Here is an 18,801-nt window from a genome sequence, read left to right on the forward strand (position 1 = left end):
GCTGTGATTAATTGACTTAAGAAGGAGCTCTTCACTTGAAAGATCAAGTAAAACAGTGGATGAAACGAACAGGCTTGATTGAACGCGGTCTTCGTACCGTCATGAGAGTCTTTACATGGTTGCCACAAAAACGTAAGCGAATTCTTTTCGAGAGTTTTCTCGGAAAACAATATAGTGACAGTCCGCGTGCCATTTACGAATTGATGCGCGCGATGCATCCGGAGTGTGAGTTGATTTTCAGCAAGCAACGAGGTGTTGCATTTCCACCAAATGTCAAGACAGTAGATCGGTTGACGTTCCGCTGGATTTATTTACTTGCGACGTCACGGGTCTGGGTATCAAACAGTCGGTTACCGGGTTGGTTGATCAAACCGGAAAAAACGTTTTATCTCCAAACTTGGCATGGCACACCGCTCAAGAAACTAGCGCTTGATATGGATGATGTCCAAATGGCGAATACGACAACCGAACGATATAAACAAGGATTTAAGCAGGAAGCAGCAAAATGGTCTAGCTTAGTTTCACCCAATACCTATTCCAGTTCAATATTTAGACGGGCATTTGCATTTGAAGGTGAGATGCTAGAAATTGGGTATCCTCGAAATGATATATTTTATCAAGAGGCGCGACATGCTAAAATCAAAGAAGCAGTATATCGCCACTATGATATTGATCATTCAAAAAAAGTCTTGTTGTATGCACCAACTTGGCGAGATAATGCATTCGAAGGTCAAGGGAAATATTCATTTGAGCTACCTTTTTCGCTAAATGAATTTGAAAAGCGATTTGGGGATGAATACGTTCTGCTTGTCCGAATGCACTATTTAGTCGGAAGTCGTCTCGACGTCACTGCTTATCCATCCGTTCGAAATACATCGGACTACCCGGATATCGCGGAGCTCTATCTGGCGTCGGACGCCTTGATCACGGATTATTCTTCTGTCATGTTTGATTTTGCGCACTTATCTCGTCCGATTTTATTCTATACGTATGATTTAGAACATTATCGAGATCAGTTGCGTGGATTTTACTTCGATTTTGAGCAGGAGGCACCGGGACCATTGTTGTCGACTGAAACAGCACTGTTTGAAGAGCTGAACCAGTTAGATGATTGGCACACACGGTATGCGTCAGCATTTCGAGCGTTCCAAGAGACGTATTGTCAATGGGATGATGGACAGGCTTCAGAACGGGCGATGAAGACGATCATAAAGAGAATTCACGGATAAAAGGGAGAGCAGAATCATGAAGAAGGTTATTACGTACGGAACATTTGATTTATTACACTGGGGTCATATCAACATCTTAAAACGCGCAAAAGCGATGGGAGACTATCTTATCGTTGCGATTTCAACGGACGAATTCAACCGTTTGAAACATAAGCAGTCCTACCATAATTTCGAGAATCGAAAGATGATTCTTGAAGCCATCCGTTATGTGGATGAAGTCATTCCGGAAAACAGCTGGGATCAAAAAGTAGAAGATGTGAAGAAGCATAACGTCGACCTCTTCGTCATGGGTGATGATTGGAAAGGCGAGTTCGATTTCTTAAAAGAGCATTGTGAAGTCGTTTACCTTAGCCGAACTGAGGGTATTTCTACGAGTCAGATTAAAACGGAATTAGCTTCGAAGTGATTGAAGAGGAGACCACACGACGACGTGCGGTCTTTCTTCGTAGAAGGGCAGGATGAAAGTGGTTAGAGAAGGAATCGTATGGGTCTATTTATTGTTGTTTCGTATTTGTTATGGTGTCTTTCGGTTGTTACCGCTTCGCCCCGTCACTTTATTTTGGATGACATACGGGGATAACGCAAAACCTGTTAATGATCGCTTGGCGCAGGAATTGCCAAATGAGAAACGGTATCTTGTATATGATCACCATTTCATGAAGCAGCCAGATTTATGGAAGTCAGACCGAATGCTTCGCTTTCGTCGATTACGGTTCGTCAGACTCGCATATTTACTTGCGACCTCCCGGACGGTTTTCGTCGATAATTATGTTGCGGAATTCAGTGTTGCTAAAACGCGACGTGGAACACGACGTATCCAGCTATGGCATGCCGGCGGAACGTTAAAGCAGTTTGGACTAACTTCTTCGAAAAGCCTGTTCGTATCGGAACGGATACGAAATCGGTTCCGACGTGTCTATCAGGAATATGGTGATTTCATCGTGCCGGGGATGCGTTGTGCGACACAATTCATGGCACCGCATGATTTAAAACGATCTCATTTTAAACCGTTCGGCATGCCGCGGACGGATTATTGGTATGATGAGGTTCAGCGGGAACATCGGGCGCTTGATTTAAAAGAACGTTATGTAAAACCCGACCGCCGGATTCTATTGTATGCCCCGACTTACCGCGAATATAAAGGAACGGAAGATCACACGATTCAACAATTTGAACAACTGGCTAAAACAGGCTGGACGATTCTTGTTAAGTTACATCCGACGATCCGAGCGCTTTCGACCTATCGTTCCGCCCATATACATCTTGTGGATGACACGTATCAGATCAATGATTATTTGCTCATCACGGATGTTCTGGTGACCGACTATTCGTCGATTCCATTTGAAAGCTGTCTTCTTGAGGTTCCAACGTTCTTATACACACCGGACATCGATACATATCGACAACTACCAGGACTTGTCGATCAGTATCCAAAACCATTACCGGTGCGACAGACGGAGCAGATGGCGCAATTGATGGAGTGGATCGTGTCTGACGCGATACTTGAAGAGTGCCGTCAGCACATGCAAGAATTCCAAACAAGTTGGTATGATCACCCACCAGGTCAAGCAGTTGAACGAATCGTTCATCATTATTACGGAACAGGTATGTAATACTATATCTGACGATTGCTTTAGTTTTAGAAAGCGGTCGTCAGATACTTTTTCAAAACTAATGTGAAATATTGAACAAAGTTTGACAATCTTTTGAAAATCCATTCTTTTGAACTGTGATGTTCTATACTAAAAGCAGAAGAAAAGGAGAGGAGAAATGGATATGCTGACTTGTGGAACGACTGAAGCGAATACATTCATCTTATCACCTGAGACAAGAACGTTACTAGAGAGCTTCATGACGGAAACGACGTTCAAAAAGGATTCCATCGTCTGTTGGGAAGGGGAAATGAACGACAAGTTGTTTTATGTGAAACAAGGAGGCGTCAAACTATCGAAGTTGACGAAAAAAGGCAGTCCATTACTCATGTTCTTATATTTCAAAGGGGATCTATTTGGTGAATTTGATGTAGGAGAAGCTTTTCCGAGTTCATACAGTATCGAGACGATGGAGGATAGTATCATCGGTTTCCTCTCAAAAGAAAAATTAGAGGAACTCATGAGAAAGGATGGTACTTTTGCGCTTGAGATCATGCGGTGGCAAACATTGATGCGGAAACAGACGGAGACTAAATTGCGCGACTTGCTATTGTTCGGAAAACCGGGTGCGTTAGCTTCGACGTTACTTCGTCTCATCGCGATGGAAGGGGAACAAGTAGGAGAAACCTACCGTCTTGCAAAACGTCCATCCGATGGGGAGTTTGGTCAATTGATTGGCGCACCGCGTGAAACGGTCAATCGGATGTTCTCCCAGTGGAAAAAAGAAGGTGTCATTTCGATGACGCCAAAAGAAATCATCATTCATGATGCACAATATCTGCGTGATCTGTGTCATTGTGAAGGATGCCCAGCAGGTGTTTGTCGAATTTAATAGATAGTGTACAAACAATTCAAACGTGAAGCAGAATTTTCTGTCTCATGTATGGATTGTTTTTTTTTGTAGATGAGTCGTGCCTCCTTCTCTTGTTCAGATGTGAACTTTTTGTGTGTTTTTAGAAAGAAAAGTGCGGATTCTTCACATTTGAAGTGATATATATCACAGTTTCCGAACTTGCTGAATTCTTACAATAAAGACAAGTTCAAAGCAGGAGAGGAGTAATCACCATGGACCAAAAATCAGAATCAAACCTCAAAGGAACATTTATTGCCGTCCTGATCGTAGCAGGTATCATCATTGGGATGTGGAGCTCAATCTTTCTATTATTCTTATCACGGTAAGGGGGAGTCACAATGCATATTCATCGTCTAGAAAAAATCTGGCTGATTTTTGGAGCAGTGATGCTTGGCGTCTTTTTAACCATCATCGGCGTATCCGCTTTTGCATCCGGAAATCAACCGCCATCCGATGCAACATTGATTGATCCGACGAAAGTTGATCAAACGAAACCATTCGACAAGCCAGGACTAAAAAAAATCGATGACGACCGATACGAAGCGATCATCGTCGCACAAGCGTTCCAATTCACACCAAAAGATATGGTCATTCCCAAAGGGGCAACGGTTGATTTTTTGGTGACATCAAAAGATGTCGTCCATGGCTTTGAAATTGTCAAGACGAATGTCAATATGATGGTCGTTCCTGGTCATATCAATTCCATTGAATATACATTCAAGGAAGCTGGCGAGTATTTGGTCGTCTGTAATGAATACTGTGGATCGGGTCATCATATGATGGCAACCAAAATCAAGGTGGTGGAATAAGATGAATGCCATTTCAAAAAAATTAAGACAGTTCGAGATGGAGCGTGGTCTGCCTGCTACCGTCATCGGAATTAAGGAAGCGAAGCTCGCTTTCGCACATGTTAGTTTTTCACTCGTTGCCTTATTGATTGGTGGTTTATGTGGATTGTTACAAACGATGGTGCGGACAGGTGTCATTCCAGAAATTGCTGGAGTCGGCTACTATGAGCTTCTCACTGCCCACGGGTTAATGCTTGCGATCGTTTTTACGACATTATTCATATTTGGATTACTGTTTTCATTTTTAGGTCAATCCTTTGGACGTTTCGAAGACTTTCCTCGACGTCTCGGGTGGGTTGGATTCTGGTTCATGATCCTTGGTGTCATCCTCGTCACATGGATGGTACTTGCAGGAGAAGCTTCCGTCCTCTATACATTCTATGCACCACTCAAGGCACATCCAGTATTTTATATTGGACTCGTCATCTTCGTCGTCGGAACGTGGATTGCTTCTGGTGCCATGTTCCGTATGTATGCTGATTATAAACGGGAACACCCTGGCGTTCATCCACCACTTCAAGCATACATGAGTATTATGACTGCCTTATTATGGGTGGTTGCGACACTCGGAGTAGCAGCGACGATTCTCTTTCAGCTCCTTCCCTTATCCCTTGGTTGGACGGATAAGGTCGGAATCGAGCTATCCCGGACGCTATTTTGGTATTTTGGTCATCCACTCGTCTATTTCTGGTTGTTACCTGCCTACATCGTCTGGTATACAGTCATCCCGAAAATCGTTGGTGGAAAGGTTTTTTCTGACGCGTTAGCACGTATGTCATTTTTATTGTTCCTCCTCTTTTCGTTCCCGGTTGGTTTTCACCATCAATTGTTAGAGCCGGGGATTTCTGCTTTTTGGAAGTATGTCCAAGTCGTCTTAACGTTCCTCGTCATCATTCCATCATTGATGACAGCCTTCTCGATGTTTGCGACTTTTGAGTTGGCGGGTCGTCGGAAAGGGGCGACCGGGGTATTTGATTGGGTGAAGAAAATGCCGTATCGCGATGTACGTTTTCTTGCACCGTTCATCGGGATGTTGTTCTTCATTCCTGCAGGTGCAGGTGGTGTCATCAACGCATCCCATCAACTAAACATCATCGTTCACAATACGTTATGGGTCACAGGACACTTTCATATCACGGTCGGTGCCGCTGTGGCATTGACGTTCTTTGGAACGGCTTACTGGCTTGTCCCGCTCTTACGTGGTCGAACGTTAACAGCGGCAATGAATCGTCTTGGGCTTATTCAAACGGCTGCCTGGACAATCGGAATGCTCTTCATGTCGACAGCAATGCATATCTCAGGTCTACTCGGTAATCCACGACGGACGGGTCCTGCCGCCTACTTCAAAGATTCGATCGTCGCTGACTGGATTCCATATCATGTCGCCATGGCAATTGGTGGGACGATTTTATTCATCTCGATTCTATTGTTCTTGTATGCGATGTTCCAACTTGCATTTCGTACACCAAAAGGAACGGAAGAATTTCCGATTGCTGAAACGGAAGAAGAGGCGATGGCAACGCCACTCTTCTTTGAAAATTGGAAGCTATGGATTTTTGTAACGTTCGCTTTGATTGCGTTTGCGTACACAGTACCGATTTGGCATATGATTGAAAACGCCCCTCCAGGCGCTCCGGGATGGAAGCTTTGGTAATCGTTTCGTACAACATCAAAACCCCGAACGGTCTCTGACTAAGAGACGATTCGGGGTTTTTGGCATGCGCTTAAAGAATAAGTAATGAAGGGCTAAATCTTATTTGACGAGATTATGCTTGAAGGCATAGACGACAGCTTGTGTACGGTCTACGACATCTAGTTTTGATAAGATGTTCGAGACATGTGTTTTGACGGTTTTTAAGGAAATGAATAATTCGTCCGCAATCTCTTGGTTCGCCATACCACGAGCCATCAATTGAAGAACTTCCTGCTCACGTTCCGTTAAATCATCATGTAAGTGTGTCGTAGGACGACGAAGACGTTCCATCATTTTACCGGTCACTTGTGCTGCCATGACGGATTGACCGTTTGCTGTCTTGCGAATCGCTTCTGCGATGTCAAAGGCGCTAGCTGTCTTTAAAACGTAACTCATCGCACCCGCTTCAATGACAGGATAGACTTTCTCGTCATCAAGAAAACTCGTCACGACGAGAATTTTTGCTTCCGGCCAGTCTTTGCGGATCAACCGGGTTCCTTCGACGCCATCAACTGGCTCCATCACTAAATCCATCAAGATGACATCCGGTCGGTGTTCGAGCGCCAGCAAGGCTCCCGCTTGACCATCCGAAGCTTCAGCGACGACCTCGATGTCTGGTTGTGTGGAAAGGAAAGCAGACACACCGGCCCGGACCATCTCGTGGTCATCTACTAATAATACGCGTATCATACTTGCACCATCCGATCTTTTCTAAGTTTTACTTCGATTTGGGTTCCTTGTCCATGAACACTGACGAGACGAATCGTTCCACCCATCTCAGCCGTTCGTTCTCGCATCGAATTGATGCCATAAGAGGCAAGTTTTTTTTCATCCACAACAAATCCAACACCATCATCATTCATGCTCAGGATAATTGTTTCGTTGAATTGCCGGAGCTCGATATCCATATGGGACGCTTTCGCGTGACGTAAGGCATTCGTTAATCCTTCTTGAACGATCCGGAACAACTCGTTTTCGATTTGTCGTGGGAGTGACATCTCTTCTAACTTCCAACTCAATTGTGTGGACTGCTTTCTAGATAATTCTTCGAGCAGTTGAGAAAGTCCTTGTTGTAACGTCATTCCTTCAAGTTCGACGGGACGAAGTTGAAGTAAGAGCGAACGCATTTCAGACTGTGCCGTTTGTGCCATCGTCTCGACCATTTCGATTTGTTTGGCAGCAGCTTCAGGTTGAGACAAAATCGTCTGTTTGGCTGCTGTCGTCATCATCGAGATGGCATAAAGTTGTTGTGAAACGGAGTCGTGTAAATCACGTGCGAGTCGCTTGCGTTCTTCGGTGACAGCTTGAATCCGTACCTGTTCGACGTGCTGCGGACGCGTGCTGATCTTTTGAACGGTCTCGACTTGCTCGTCAATACGTTTTCCAATTCGTGACAGGCGTGTCAACGTATGAAAATAGGGACCGGGAACAATTGTGACATCTTTTCCTTGCTCCAGTTCGATGATGGCAGTCGTGACACGCTTGAAGTCACGACGCAAGAAAAAATAATGCATGCTACCGATAGCAAGCGGCAGTAGTAATGAGAGTCCGATGACGAGTAAAAGGACAGGAAAGTCTTGCTGACGGACGAAGAGAACATGCCAATCGACTTGGCGTGTACTTAAGAATAACAACGTCGTCATGACGGCTGTCAAGAAGCCCGTCATGACTTGCAGAGCGATGACACCAAGCGGAAATTGATCACGCTTCATATCGAAGACACCTCCACGTTGCCAATACCGAGCATGACATGAATACGAACCTTCCGCGTCGCTTCACCATATTCTGGTGCTCGGAATTGAATGCGTCGATTGAAGAAGGTCGGAATACGGCGGATGTCCGTCTTGACGCTTCCGAAGCCGATCGACGTGTCGAGCGTATAATCATAACCGGACGGTAAAAGAATCCGGACGTCCCCGACGACGCCACTGACGACGATCAATGTTTCACCTTCCGGGACATAGGCATGCGTCAAATCGATTTCTAAATCCTTGACGATGAACTGTTCACTTAAGTCCTGTAAGACATACGGTGCATCGGCCTGGGTCGAGAAGGAGTAAGCTGGTTGAATCTTGATGCCTTCCTCTTCATATTGATGGGGGGCAATCCGTGAAAACAAAAATTCACGGACAGAATGCCGTGTCACAAGAATGATCCCAAGATAGAGCAAAATTCCGGCAATGACAAAACCGATGGCAGCCGAACTGAGGACGACGCCAGCAAGAATGATCGTACCGACGATATAAAAGAGGATCGCTAGTTTTTCATGATTGCGCCGCCGGAAATGAATCCCGACGTAATACAGCAGGAAAGGGAATAAGACACCGAACAATACATTTCCTGCACCGGATAATAGGTCATAGAATAGACCAAGGGCGAACAGGATCGATACGTAACCGACCAGTTGTTTCGTACTTAATCGTCGCACGATCAATCTCCTTTCTAACATGACAAAGGGAGGCATACGCCTCCTTCGTCATGAACTGCTTATTGGTGAATGCGGCGTTCGAGTTCAGCGATACGCGCATCGATATCATCTTCATCAACGGCTGGTTGTTTTGCTTCAGGTTCTTCCGCCGTGAACGGATGTGCTTCTTCTTTTATAGTAGCATTTGGTTCGCGATCTAGCACCTGGTTCATCTTGTTTTTTAAGTTCGAAACGTTTTCGCGCATCATCCATTCGTACCGTTTGTTCTGTAGGTCTTCGAGCTTCAACTTCAATTCGAGGGCTTCACGTTCAAGCTCATTTAACTCGCGTTTCGTTTCAGCGACGAGTTCTTCGAAGAACCGGTATTGCTCTCCGTAATGTTTCGATTCGATGGCAGCACGTTCGGCGAGTTGCTGTTCACCGGCTTCGTTTGCGATTTCAACTTGTTTGAAGCGTTTATCGGCTAAATCCTTCGCTTCTTCCTGCTTTTGAGTCAGTTCCAGCAATAATGTCCGTTGACGCTCAAGTAGTCGATCAATCTCTTTTAAATCAGCTTCTGTAGATCGAATATGACGAACGAGCTTTTTAGCAGGTACTTCGCCCTGTTCAGCGGCTTTTTTGACTTCTGTCATCATTTGTGTCGCAAAATCATTGAGTTGATCAAACACGTTTTTCATGAAAAATTCCTCCTTGAAAGTGGTAAACAGTATGGGTATTATCTTTAAATTTAGAATCGTTTTTCGTCTAAGTCTTTCCAGTCAGCTTCAAAATGTGTTGTTGACGTACGGCGGCGGTTAAAGAGATCTTGAACATTGACACGCTGTAGTTTCATACGCATGTAACCGACGTACAATGCGATGGCTGCTGCGATTCCGATGACTGCCCAGATGTTTGAGAGGGCAAGTCCGATTCCGATGGCTGCTAGAAATCCGAAACCGAGTTTCGCTGGCCATTTGTTCGATTGCATGAACTTACTGATCGAATAGAACGCAAGTAATGCCCCTAAACCAAGTCCGATCATATGTGGTAATGTTCCGATGACAACGGCGAGTAATGCGAGTCCGGCAAGAATCATCACCAATTGTTTTCCTTTCGATTGCTTCATGAGGAAGCCTCCCTTGTGTTGATACCTTTATAATACGGAAGTCCTTCTGTTCGTACGACGCTCTTTGGACCGTATTTGCTCTCGGGCTTAAGGCGGAGAGAAGGTCTGACTTTGAGGGAAGCGCTACCAGAAACATTGATTGATATGATATTCTATAAAGGAATCGAATCGAGAGGAGTGATGTTGATGAGTGCAACAATCAACGCTAAAAAAGTAACATGTGTCGAAAACCAGGGAGGGGTTTCCCTCCCTTAAATCAGAGGAGGAAACCATTTGAACGAATGGGGTACACCACCTGTCTACGAAACGACAGGAACAGAACAACTGGGACGAATCACGGCCGTCTACCAAACGCATTATCGTGTCATGACGGACACAGGAGAATCACTTAGCGAACTGTCTGGTAAGCTGCGTTTTCAATCAGGAACGAAAGCTGAATTGCCAGCGGTTGGAGACTGGATCATTCAAACAGAGCGAGAGCCAGGCAAAGGACGAATCGAACGGGTCTTGCCACGGTCGTCTCAATTTTCCCGAAAAGCGGCAGGGACGGAGACCGAGGAACAAATTATCTGCGCGAATGTCGACGTTGCCTTGCTCGTCATGGCTTTTGGACATGACTTCAACGTCCGTCGACTGGAACGTTATTTAACGGTTGCTTGGGATGCAGGGGTGACACCAATCATCGTCCTGACGAAAAAAAGTTTGATGCCGTCGATCGAAATAGAACTGCAGGCTGTCGAAGCGATTGCGTTCGGAACACCAATCCTTGCCGTTGATTCTTTGACGGGTGACGGATTAGAGGAACTACGTGCCCAGTTACAAGTCAAGCAAACGATCGTGTTAGTCGGATCGTCCGGCGTTGGGAAGTCGACGCTCGTCAACGCTTTAGCTGGAGAACAGCTAATGGAGACGGGTGGCGTACGGGAAGACGATGAACGCGGACGTCACACGACGACACATCGCGAACTGAAACGACTGGCGAACGGTTTATTACTCGTCGATACACCGGGGATGCGAGAATTGGCCTTATGGGATGGAAGTGAAGGTTTATCGTCGACGTTTTCCGATATTGAAGAGCTTGCTGAAAACTGTCGTTTTCGAGACTGTAAACATGAGAAGGAACCAGGATGTGCCGTTCGGACAGCTTTAGAAGATGGAACGCTATCTGCTGAGCGCTGGAACAGCTTCGTCAAGCTAAAACGAGAAATCGCCTATACGGAACGTAAGCAAAACGTGGCGTTGCAGGCGGCGGAGAAAGAAAAGTGGAAAAAAATCCACAAGCAGGCACAAGCGCATACGAAACTGAAGTATCAAAAGCGGTAATACGACTGAAATATGAAAAGCATCTGCAATGGAAACAGGAGTCTCTTTTTCTATGCAGATGCTTTTTTTGTTATTCTTTTGAAAGTGATTCATTTGTTTCTGTATCGAACGGCACATCACCTGTCAAAGCATCAAGACGATGTAGATCGGATTGAGTCGCTTCAGGGTCACTTCGGCGTGCATTTCTTACCACGGCAGTTCCGTCTGGATGATCGTTGAATCCAGTCGTTAAGTCAAACGTCCGGTTCGATAGCCGATCGGTAAAATAACGATCGTGAGAGACGAAGAGGAGCTCACCAGGGAAGACATCGAGGGCGGCTTCGATTTGTTCACGAGTCGCAAGATCCAAATAGTTCGTCGGTTCGTCGAGAATAAGCAAGTGAGCACCAGAGAAATAAAGGCGTAAAAAGGCGATTCGACATTTCTCACCCATACTGGCGTCGGCAATCGACCGGTAAACATCATCACGTCGAAATAAAAAACAGGCGAGTAGTGTCCGGGCATCCGTTTCACTCATCGTGCCGAACTCGAGCAATGCCTCTAACAACGTACCGGATGTCGGTAAATGGGAAAGAGCTTGTGAAAAATAGCCGGTTTTTAATCGAGAATGGCGGATGACTGTCCCTTGATTAGGAGCATATTCGCCCTCAATGAGACGCAGTAAGGTCGTTTTCCCACTTCCATTCGGTCCAATGACAGCAATCCGGTCACCGCGATCGATTGAAAATGAGACATCGTTTAGAATGGTTTTCGTCTCATGCATGAATGAGACACGTTCGAACGAAATCAGTCGTTTCGCACGAATCGCTTCATGTTCGAATGCGACGTGAACAGTCGGTGCAACTTGTGGTTTTTGTACACGATCCTCGAGTAGACGCTCGAGTTGCTGCTCTTTTGCCTTGACCTTCGTCGCATGTTTAGCAGCCTTCTTTTTCGCATACGGATCGCGTTCACTCGCTTGATTCGAGGCTTTTTGATGCCATTGCCGGTATCCTTGAATCATGCGTGTCAGCTCTTTACGGGTGCGTTCTTGTTTTTCGTACGCTCGTTGTTGCGACAGAGCTTGATGTTCCTTTTGTTCTTTATAGGACTGATAGTTTCCGCTGTATCGCGTTGCCCCTGATTCGGATAATTCAATGACGGCATCAGCCGTTGCGTCGATGAAGAATCGTTCGTGTGAGACATAGAGAATCGAGGTCCGTGACATGTTGACCCATTCCGTGAGCCACTCGAGTGTCTCTTGATCCAGATGATTCGTCGGTTCATCGAGAATGATGAAATCAGGTCGTGATAGAAGCAGACAGGCAAGTTGGAGGCGCGTCTGTTCACCACCGCTTAAACTGGATGCTTTGTGTGTCCAGAGTGCTTCCTCTAATTTGACTTCTTTTAAGACGCGTGCTGCATCTGCTTCCAGCGAGAAGGCGTCCTGATCGATTGCTCGTTGATAAATCGTCAAGTCACCATTCATGGCATTAGCGCGAAGTTGATAACGAACCGCATCCGCTCGTTCGACGACATCAAGAACGGTGTGATCGCCCGCTACGAAGTGTTGTGATAGTAGACCGAGTTTTTTGTAATGACGCTTGATCGAACCGTCAGTCGGCTGAAGTTGGTCAGCGATCAAGTGTAACAGTGTCGTTTTTCCGATGCCGTTCGGACCGATTAAGGCGACATGTTCACCGGTATGAATATGAAAAGAAACGTCCGAGAAAAGACGTCGTTCGTCGTAGTCCATCGATAGGTGTTGGATCGTAAGTGTTTCAGTAGGCATAAAAGCAGCTCCTTTAGTGTTCATTTCCGATAAGATGAAATGAAAAACACACCATCCGAAGCGAGCGGATGGTGTGCCGGAGTGTAACTCAAAGAAGGTGCTGGCCAGAGGTTGGTCACACCGAAAAAGAGCAGACTCGTAGCGTCAGACATCCGCAACTGCATTGCGAAAGAGATGATTTCATTCATCAAGCGACCTGTACGAGTGATTGCTTCATTTCGGTGTTGTACCTCCTGTTCATAATCTATGATGTCATTGTAACAAATTGGAAACGTTAACACAAGTACGATTCAAGTAGGGTTTGCGCAGCGTTTGTTTCTTCTCGTGAAGGAGGAAGCACATCAGTTAACGGATAAGCAAGACCAAGGTTTTCCCACTTATAGACTCCGAGTTGATGATACGGCAGTACCTCGACGCGCTCGACGTTTCCGAGCGTCCGGATGAACTCGCCGGTCTGACGGAGGAAATGTTCCGACATCGTGATACCTGGAACTAGGACGTGGCGAATCCAGACGGGAATGTTTCGCTCGGCTAGGCGTTTTGCGAAGGCGAGTGTATTGGCGTTACTCCGTCCAGTCAAGACGCGACAAGCAGCATCGTCGATATGCTTGATATCGAGCAGAACCAAATCCGTCGCATCGAGAATGGCGTCGATGTTTTTTGGGACGACAGATCCAGCGGTATCGATGACCGTATGCAGTCCATGCCGCTTCGCTTCTGTTAAAGCAGCCTCTAGGAACTCTGGCTGAGCGAGCGGTTCACCTCCAGAGAAGGTGATTCCGCCACCCGTCGCCTCGAAAAAGGAGCGATAGCTGATCGCTTCTTTTACGACTTCGTCTGCTGAGACACGCTGTCCGCAACCGAACTCCCATGTATCCACGTTATGACAGTATTGACACCGTAGTGGACATCCTTGCGTAAAGACGATGAATCGAATGCCAGGACCATCGACTGTTCCACATGATTCAACGGAATGGATCATACCATAGGTCATTCTGCTCACTTCCTTTCACATACTACACATCATTTTAGAGAGAACCGTGGAACGTACGATTGATGACATCAATCTGTTGTTCACGCGTCAGTTTAATGAAGTTGACGGCATAACCGGAAACCCGAATCGTTAACTGTGGATACTGTTCTGGATGCTCCATGGCATCGAGTAACGTCTCACGGTCGAAGACGTTGACATTCAAGTGATGACCTTTTGAAGTCGTACCACCCATATATCCGTCAAGTAATCCGACCGTATTGCGAATACGTGTTGCTTCCTCCTTACCAAGTGCTTTTGGAACGATCGAGAACGTGTAGGAGATACCATCGAGCGCATGTTCATATGGTAGTTTCCCGACAGACGTCAGAGCAGCGATAGCACCACGGGTATCACGTCCATGCATCGGGTTAGCACCGGGTGCAAATGGTTCACCCGCACGGCGTCCATCGGGTGTATTTCCTGTCTTCTTACCATAGACAACGTTTGAAGTAATCGTCAGGACAGACTGTGTCGGGAGCGCATTTCGATACGTTGGATGTTTACGGATTTTCTCCATGAACAATGTCACGAGATCAACCGCCATCTGATCGACCCGTTCATCGTTATTCCCGAACTTTGGAAACTCACCTTCGATCTTGAAATCAACTGCAATCCCATCCGCATCTCGGATCGGGCGGACTGTTGCATAACGAATAGCGGATAGACTGTCAGCGACGACCGATAAACCAGCGATGCCGCATGCCATCGTCCGTAAGATTTCCGGATCATGTAAAGCCATTTCAATCCGTTCGTAACTGTACTTATCATGCATGTAGTGGATGACATTCAGTGTGTTGACGTACAGTTCTGCGAGCCAATCGAGTTGACGATCGTAAGCCGCCATGACTGTCTCGTAATCGAGTACTTCGTCGAGCATCAATGGTGTGGCTGGGGCGACTTGAATTTTGAGCTTCTCGTCCATTCCGCCATTGATTGTATAAAGTAATGCTTTTGCAAGGTTTGCTCGAGCACCGAAGAACTGCATCTGTTTCCCGATCCGCATCGCGGAGACACAACAAGCGATGCCGTAATCATCCCCATAAACCGGCAACATCAAATCATCGTTCTCATACTGAATCGAGCTTGATATGATCGACATCTTCGCGCAAAATTCCTTGAATCCGCGTGGAAGCTGAGTGGACCAGAGAACAGTTAGATTTGGTTCAGGTGCCGGACCGAGTGTCGAGAGCGTATGCAGGAACCGGAATGAACTTTTCGTGACATTTGATCGACCATCTTCACTCATCCCGCCAATCGATTCCGTTACCCACGTCGGGTCGCCAGAGAAGAGATCGTTATAGTCCGGTGTTCGTAAGAATTTGACGATCCGAAGTTTCATGACAAAATGATCGACGAGCTCTTGTGCTGTTTCTTCCGTCAAGCGGCCGGTCGCAAGATCACGTTCGACATAAATATCGAGGAACGTCGAGACTCGACCGAGTGACATAGCTGCACCATTTTGTTCTTTGATCGCAGCAAGATAAGCAAGATAGACCCACTGGAATGCTTCTTGTGCTGTTTCTGCAGGGCGGGAGAGATCAAAACCATAGCGAGTTCCAAGCTCGGTCAATTCCGTTAATGCGCGCAATTGTTCATTCATTTCTTCGCGGTCGCGGATCATCGATTCAGAGAGGAAGCCGCCACGTGCCTTCAAGTCTCGCTTACGTTCTTCAATCAAACGTGCTGTTCCGTACAAAGCGACACGACGATAGTCGCCAATGATCCGCCCACGTCCATAGGCGTCTGGTAATCCTGTGATGATACCGGCTTTACGCGCGCCGCGCATCTCTGGAGTATAAGCATCAAAAACCCCTTGGTTGTGTGTTTTTCGGTAATCGCTGAAAATTTTCGTGACGGTCTCGTCTGCTTCAAAGCCATACGCAGCTAAGGCATCATTCACCATCCGAATCCCGCCGTTCGGATGAATTGAACGTTTGAACGGTTCATCCGTCTGTAAGCCGACGATTTTTTCAAGAGAGGGATCAAGATACCCTGCATCATGCGAGAGAATCGTTGATGGTGTCTTGGCATCGACGGCATACACACCACCACGTTGTCGTTCTTCATTCGTCAACTGTAGAATTTGTTGCCAAAGCCGTTGCGTCGCTTGCGTCGGATCGACTAAAAAGTGATCATCACCTGTATATTCCGTGCGATTGAGCCGGATGAAGTCTGCAACATCGATTGTCTTGATCCATTCGCCAGACGTAAAGTTTGCCCAGGCACTCGTTTTTTCTAATAACATGGATACCACTCCTTTAAAATTGAGCTAATGATCAGTTCCTTATGTGAATAGTGTAACAAAAGGAGGTAGAGATTCCCTTTACGTTCATGTGAATATTTTAACAAGTGAACAAACGTTGATATGACGGGCTTTCTTTATTTCTGTACCTATGAAAGAGTGAAGATTAAAAAACAGTTGAAGTCTGGTAAATCAAGATTTTCACGAAACTGTATGAGCTGATTTGAAAAAGATCCACTAGCACAGTTGAAACTGTGAGGAATGTCACGTTACGGTATCTTGTGTTTTTAGGACGTATCGTTGACAATGAAAAAGGGAACATAGAACGTGGAGGTGTGCCAAATGGAGTATGTGTCATTAACGCAACAAGGAGATTATCAGTCGGGAGACTGGGTCTCGCTGAAAATCGGATCGGAAGGTTCGACGCGAACTGGGATGATCACAGAATTTGAAGGTGATGGATTCTGGATTCGGTTTGAAGATGATTTTGATTATGAAGACTTTATCGGCTATGATGAATCGTACTGGATTGCGCTTGTTCGCCGTCCCGTGGACGTAAAAGCGACGTATGCGAGTCTTGCCGTGTATCCGGCACTCGCTGCAGAATTACAGGATCGTGTCATCCAAGGCTTCGAGATTTTAAAGGAAGAAGCTGGTGAAGAAGAAGTCCGGTTCCACATCCGATTGCTCGACGCAGGAAATGAATATACACAGACATTACGGGGATACCGTGATGCATCAGGAGATCATGTCGAATACGTAACGGCATGATGGAATTAAGAGAGTAGGAGAAATCGTTATGAACTTTACAAAACCATTTTTACAGGAAGCATGGGAACGGGCGCGCTTTACAGAGTTGATGCCTGTTCAAGAACAAGCGATTCCGTTGTTGCGCGAAGGAAAAGATGTCCTAGCTGAAGCGCCGACAGGAACAGGGAAGACGCTTGCTTATGTCATTCCAGCTTTAGAAAAGATTGAAGTGGAAGAGCCACACGTGCAAGTCGTCATCACGGCACCAACACGGGAACTCGTCATGCAAATTCATCAAGTCATTCAATTATTTGCTCAAGGAAGTGGTATCAAATCCGGTGCATTCATTGGTGGTGTTGAATTAAAGCGACAATATGAACGATTGAAGAAAAAGCCGCAAATCATCGTCGGAACACCGGGACGTCTCGTCGAGTTGATTGATTCGAAGAAGCTGAAGATGCATAAGGTGAAATTGATCGTTTTAGATGAAGCGGATCAAATTTATGAAAGTGGCATGAGTGACTCGGCGACGCGAATCGCAAATAGTGCGCTACGCGATCGACAACTGGCATTTGTCTCAGCGACATTGCCGGAACGGACAGCAGAATGGGGACGGACGCTTGCGAATGATCCTGAGACGATTCGTGTTGAGCGTGCCGTCAGCACACAAGTGACATTCGGTTATTTGGAGACTTCACGTCGTCAGAAACCGGAATTGTTACGTCGTCTGGCGAACATGCAAGGATCAAAAGTGCTGACATTCATCAACAATCGCTCATTCCTTGGACCATTGAATGGCGAGTTGAGTAAATTCTCACTGAAATACCGGATTTTAGACGCTGAAAAAGGAAAACGAGAGCGGATGGAGACCTTGCGTTCTTATAAAAAGGGAGAGTTTCCTTTACTCGTCACGACAGGTCTTGCGGCGCGTGGGCTTGATATCGAAGCGGTCACACACGTCGTCCATTACGATTTACCGGAGTCGCTTGACGATTTCGTACACCGTTCAGGTCGGACGGGACGCGGAAACGCAAATGGGATGGTACTTGCACTTGTCACGGATCAAGATTTAAAACACTTAAAAACACTTGCAAAGCAAATGGGCGTCGAGATGGAGCCAATGGAAATTTACCGCGGAGAAGTCATTCCGAAACGTGAATTCACAGCTCCTCAGACGATTAAGCGACCGGCTACTCCTCACCGGAAAGGGCGATCGAAATGAAGAACGATCGAAAAGTAATTCCATTTCCGACGACGGTTTCTGAAGCGGAAATGAATGCAGCCTTGAAGAAAATGTATCAGGAAGCAGCAACAGCACGCAGTACGGACTGGGTCGCTTTCATTGAAGAGATTGCGACAGAAGGACGTTGGTATTTAAAAGATGCTGAATTGTTCCGGGACTTATTCGTTGACTGGGCGATCTTCTATGAAACGGATGATCAAGGAAAAACACCGCACGGTCGTTTTCTCGAGCAGATAAAAGACGAGCTATCACCTAGTCTCTATCGCGCCTTGCGTGGATTAGCTGACCCGATGCCGTCGCTGTTTCAAGTCGATGCAGATGGTGTTGTTGATTTAATGTCGAAACAGACGTATCAAACGGATTTGGCTGAGATTGAAGTCGAACCGGGGGATCTGTTGATTGGGAAACTGCTCTATATTTCTGGTAAGTGGCGCTTTGCGATTGCCTACATGAAGGTAGCGCGCGCATTAGTACCAGAAGTCCTCGCTTTGTTGACGGACTTCGTGGATGAAGTGGGAGAAGACGCGTTACTTCGTCAATATCCAGAGTTTTGTGCGGAATTAATCGACTTGCTCCTCGATATCGAAGAAGGTAACATTGCACCAAGACCAGAAGAATAACTCAAAAAACC

The 18,801-nt window shown here is 46.2% G+C and carries 19 protein-coding genes; 11 read left to right on the forward strand and 8 right to left on the reverse strand.

What is annotated here, in order from left to right:
• Positions 1-59 precede the first annotated feature (59 nt).
• The 7 genes from BW42_RS14385 (at position 60) to BW42_RS14410 (ending at position 6,236) form a co-directional block, all read left to right on the forward strand.
• Complete coding sequence (locus tag BW42_RS14385; RefSeq protein ID WP_035412772.1) at positions 60-1,229, forward strand: CDP-glycerol glycerophosphotransferase family protein; 1,170 nt, start codon at positions 60-62, stop codon at positions 1,227-1,229.
• Between the two features lie 16 nt (positions 1,230-1,245).
• Positions 1,246-1,635, forward strand: a complete 390-nt coding sequence (tagD, locus tag BW42_RS14390; protein WP_035412608.1) for a glycerol-3-phosphate cytidylyltransferase — start codon at positions 1,246-1,248, stop codon at positions 1,633-1,635.
• A 52-nt stretch (positions 1,636-1,687) separates the two neighbouring features.
• Positions 1,688-2,842 (forward strand): CDP-glycerol glycerophosphotransferase family protein, encoded by a 1,155-nt coding sequence (locus BW42_RS14395; RefSeq protein ID WP_035412610.1) that lies wholly within the window; start codon positions 1,688-1,690, stop codon positions 2,840-2,842.
• Positions 2,843-2,999: 157 nt separating this feature from the next.
• The gene (locus tag BW42_RS14400; RefSeq protein WP_231496926.1) at positions 3,000-3,713 is read left to right on the forward strand and encodes a Crp/Fnr family transcriptional regulator; all 714 of its coding nucleotides are present in this window, start codon (positions 3,000-3,002) and stop codon (positions 3,711-3,713) included.
• 233 nt (positions 3,714-3,946) lie between these two features.
• Positions 3,947-4,060 carry a cytochrome C oxidase subunit II gene (locus BW42_RS16345; RefSeq protein WP_155960209.1) on the forward strand — a complete coding sequence of 38 codons (114 nt, stop codon included), beginning with the start codon at positions 3,947-3,949 and terminating at the stop codon, positions 4,058-4,060.
• Between the two features lie 12 nt (positions 4,061-4,072).
• Positions 4,073-4,543 (forward strand): cytochrome c oxidase subunit II, encoded by a 471-nt coding sequence (locus BW42_RS14405; protein WP_035412613.1) that lies wholly within the window; start codon positions 4,073-4,075, stop codon positions 4,541-4,543.
• A gap of 1 nt (position 4,544) precedes the next feature.
• The gene (locus BW42_RS14410) at positions 4,545-6,236 is read left to right on the forward strand and encodes a b(o/a)3-type cytochrome-c oxidase subunit 1 (RefSeq protein WP_035412616.1); all 1,692 of its coding nucleotides are present in this window, start codon (positions 4,545-4,547) and stop codon (positions 6,234-6,236) included.
• Between the two features lie 99 nt (positions 6,237-6,335).
• On the opposite strand, the gene BW42_RS14415 is transcribed toward BW42_RS14410, so the two are convergent.
• From BW42_RS14415 to BW42_RS14435, 5 genes are read right to left on the reverse strand one after another with little or no spacing between them, the layout of a single operon-like run.
• Entirely contained in the window at positions 6,336-6,965 is a 630-nt protein-coding gene (locus BW42_RS14415) for a response regulator transcription factor (RefSeq protein ID WP_023467256.1), read from the reverse strand.
• Complete coding sequence (locus BW42_RS14420; protein WP_035412619.1) at positions 6,962-7,987, reverse strand: sensor histidine kinase; 1,026 nt, start codon at positions 7,985-7,987, stop codon at positions 6,962-6,964. The genes BW42_RS14415 and BW42_RS14420 overlap by 4 nt, the downstream gene beginning before the upstream one ends.
• Positions 7,984-8,703 (reverse strand): cell wall-active antibiotics response protein LiaF, encoded by a 720-nt coding sequence (gene liaF, locus BW42_RS14425; RefSeq protein ID WP_029340864.1) that lies wholly within the window; start codon positions 8,701-8,703, stop codon positions 7,984-7,986. The genes BW42_RS14420 and liaF overlap by 4 nt, the downstream gene beginning before the upstream one ends.
• A gap of 59 nt (positions 8,704-8,762) precedes the next feature.
• Complete coding sequence (locus tag BW42_RS14430; protein ID WP_023467259.1) at positions 8,763-9,380, reverse strand: hypothetical protein; 618 nt, start codon at positions 9,378-9,380, stop codon at positions 8,763-8,765.
• Between the two features lie 50 nt (positions 9,381-9,430).
• On the reverse strand, positions 9,431-9,808 hold the full coding sequence (locus BW42_RS14435) for a hypothetical protein (protein WP_023467260.1): 378 nt from the start codon (positions 9,806-9,808) through the stop codon (positions 9,431-9,433).
• A 273-nt stretch (positions 9,809-10,081) separates the two neighbouring features.
• On the opposite strand from BW42_RS14435, the gene rsgA reads away from it, so the two are divergent.
• On the forward strand, positions 10,082-11,131 hold the full coding sequence (gene rsgA / locus BW42_RS14440) for a ribosome small subunit-dependent GTPase A (protein ID WP_035412623.1): 1,050 nt from the start codon (positions 10,082-10,084) through the stop codon (positions 11,129-11,131).
• A 70-nt stretch (positions 11,132-11,201) separates the two neighbouring features.
• On the opposite strand, the gene abc-f is transcribed toward rsgA, so the two are convergent.
• From abc-f to pflB, 3 genes are all read right to left on the reverse strand, one after another.
• Positions 11,202-12,902, reverse strand: a complete 1,701-nt coding sequence (gene abc-f, locus BW42_RS14445; RefSeq protein ID WP_035412626.1) for a ribosomal protection-like ABC-F family protein — start codon at positions 12,900-12,902, stop codon at positions 11,202-11,204.
• A 274-nt stretch (positions 12,903-13,176) separates the two neighbouring features.
• Positions 13,177-13,896 (reverse strand): pyruvate formate-lyase-activating protein, encoded by a 720-nt coding sequence (gene pflA, locus BW42_RS14450; protein ID WP_035412629.1) that lies wholly within the window; start codon positions 13,894-13,896, stop codon positions 13,177-13,179.
• Between the two features lie 34 nt (positions 13,897-13,930).
• Positions 13,931-16,180, reverse strand: coding sequence for a formate C-acetyltransferase (pflB, locus tag BW42_RS14455; RefSeq protein WP_035412632.1), 2,250 nt, complete (start codon positions 16,178-16,180; stop codon positions 13,931-13,933).
• A 339-nt stretch (positions 16,181-16,519) separates the two neighbouring features.
• On the opposite strand from pflB, the gene BW42_RS14460 reads away from it, so the two are divergent.
• The 3 genes from BW42_RS14460 to BW42_RS14470 are packed head-to-tail and all read left to right on the forward strand — an operon-like array spanning position 16,520 to position 18,790.
• Positions 16,520-16,948: a hypothetical protein gene (locus tag BW42_RS14460; protein WP_035412635.1), complete on the forward strand. Its 429-nt coding sequence runs from the start codon at positions 16,520-16,522 to the stop codon at positions 16,946-16,948.
• Between the two features lie 28 nt (positions 16,949-16,976).
• Positions 16,977-18,149: a DEAD/DEAH box helicase gene (locus BW42_RS14465; protein WP_035412637.1), complete on the forward strand. Its 1,173-nt coding sequence runs from the start codon at positions 16,977-16,979 to the stop codon at positions 18,147-18,149.
• On the forward strand, positions 18,146-18,790 hold the full coding sequence (locus BW42_RS14470; RefSeq protein WP_035412639.1) for a hypothetical protein: 645 nt from the start codon (positions 18,146-18,148) through the stop codon (positions 18,788-18,790). The genes BW42_RS14465 and BW42_RS14470 overlap by 4 nt, the downstream gene beginning before the upstream one ends.
• Positions 18,791-18,801: the final 11 nt, after the last annotated feature.

It is taken from the genome of Exiguobacterium sp. RIT341 (assembly GCF_000632205.1).
GTDB lineage: Bacteria > Bacillota > Bacilli > Exiguobacteriales > Exiguobacteriaceae > Exiguobacterium_A.

What these genes read in the sequence shown, in the direction of transcription:
- abc-f (WP_035412626.1), bottom strand. Translation starts at nt 12,902, where the DNA reads ATGCCTACTGAAACACTTACGATCCAACACCTATCGATGGACTACGAC.
- BW42_RS14415 (WP_023467256.1), bottom strand. Translation starts at nt 6,965, where the DNA reads ATGATACGCGTATTATTAGTAGATGACCACGAGATGGTCCGGGCCGGT.
- BW42_RS14405 (WP_035412613.1), top strand. Translation starts at nt 4,073, where the DNA reads ATGCATATTCATCGTCTAGAAAAAATCTGGCTGATTTTTGGAGCAGTG.
- BW42_RS14400 (WP_231496926.1), top strand. Translation starts at nt 3,000, where the DNA reads ATGGATATGCTGACTTGTGGAACGACTGAAGCGAATACATTCATCTTA.
- BW42_RS14465 (WP_035412637.1), top strand. Translation starts at nt 16,977, where the DNA reads ATGAACTTTACAAAACCATTTTTACAGGAAGCATGGGAACGGGCGCGC.
- BW42_RS14385 (WP_035412772.1), top strand. Translation starts at nt 60, where the DNA reads ATGAAACGAACAGGCTTGATTGAACGCGGTCTTCGTACCGTCATGAGA.
- pflA (WP_035412629.1), bottom strand. Translation starts at nt 13,896, where the DNA reads ATGACCTATGGTATGATCCATTCCGTTGAATCATGTGGAACAGTCGAT.
- BW42_RS14470 (WP_035412639.1), top strand. Translation starts at nt 18,146, where the DNA reads ATGAAGAACGATCGAAAAGTAATTCCATTTCCGACGACGGTTTCTGAA.
- BW42_RS14410 (WP_035412616.1), top strand. Translation starts at nt 4,545, where the DNA reads ATGAATGCCATTTCAAAAAAATTAAGACAGTTCGAGATGGAGCGTGGT.
- BW42_RS14395 (WP_035412610.1), top strand. Translation starts at nt 1,688, where the DNA reads ATGAAAGTGGTTAGAGAAGGAATCGTATGGGTCTATTTATTGTTGTTT.
- BW42_RS14430 (WP_023467259.1), bottom strand. Translation starts at nt 9,380, where the DNA reads ATGAAAAACGTGTTTGATCAACTCAATGATTTTGCGACACAAATGATG.
- BW42_RS14420 (WP_035412619.1), bottom strand. Translation starts at nt 7,987, where the DNA reads ATGAAGCGTGATCAATTTCCGCTTGGTGTCATCGCTCTGCAAGTCATG.
- BW42_RS14435 (WP_023467260.1), bottom strand. Translation starts at nt 9,808, where the DNA reads ATGAAGCAATCGAAAGGAAAACAATTGGTGATGATTCTTGCCGGACTC.
- pflB (WP_035412632.1), bottom strand. Translation starts at nt 16,180, where the DNA reads ATGTTATTAGAAAAAACGAGTGCCTGGGCAAACTTTACGTCTGGCGAA.
- BW42_RS14460 (WP_035412635.1), top strand. Translation starts at nt 16,520, where the DNA reads ATGGAGTATGTGTCATTAACGCAACAAGGAGATTATCAGTCGGGAGAC.
- BW42_RS16345 (WP_155960209.1), top strand. Translation starts at nt 3,947, where the DNA reads ATGGACCAAAAATCAGAATCAAACCTCAAAGGAACATTTATTGCCGTC.
- tagD (WP_035412608.1), top strand. Translation starts at nt 1,246, where the DNA reads ATGAAGAAGGTTATTACGTACGGAACATTTGATTTATTACACTGGGGT.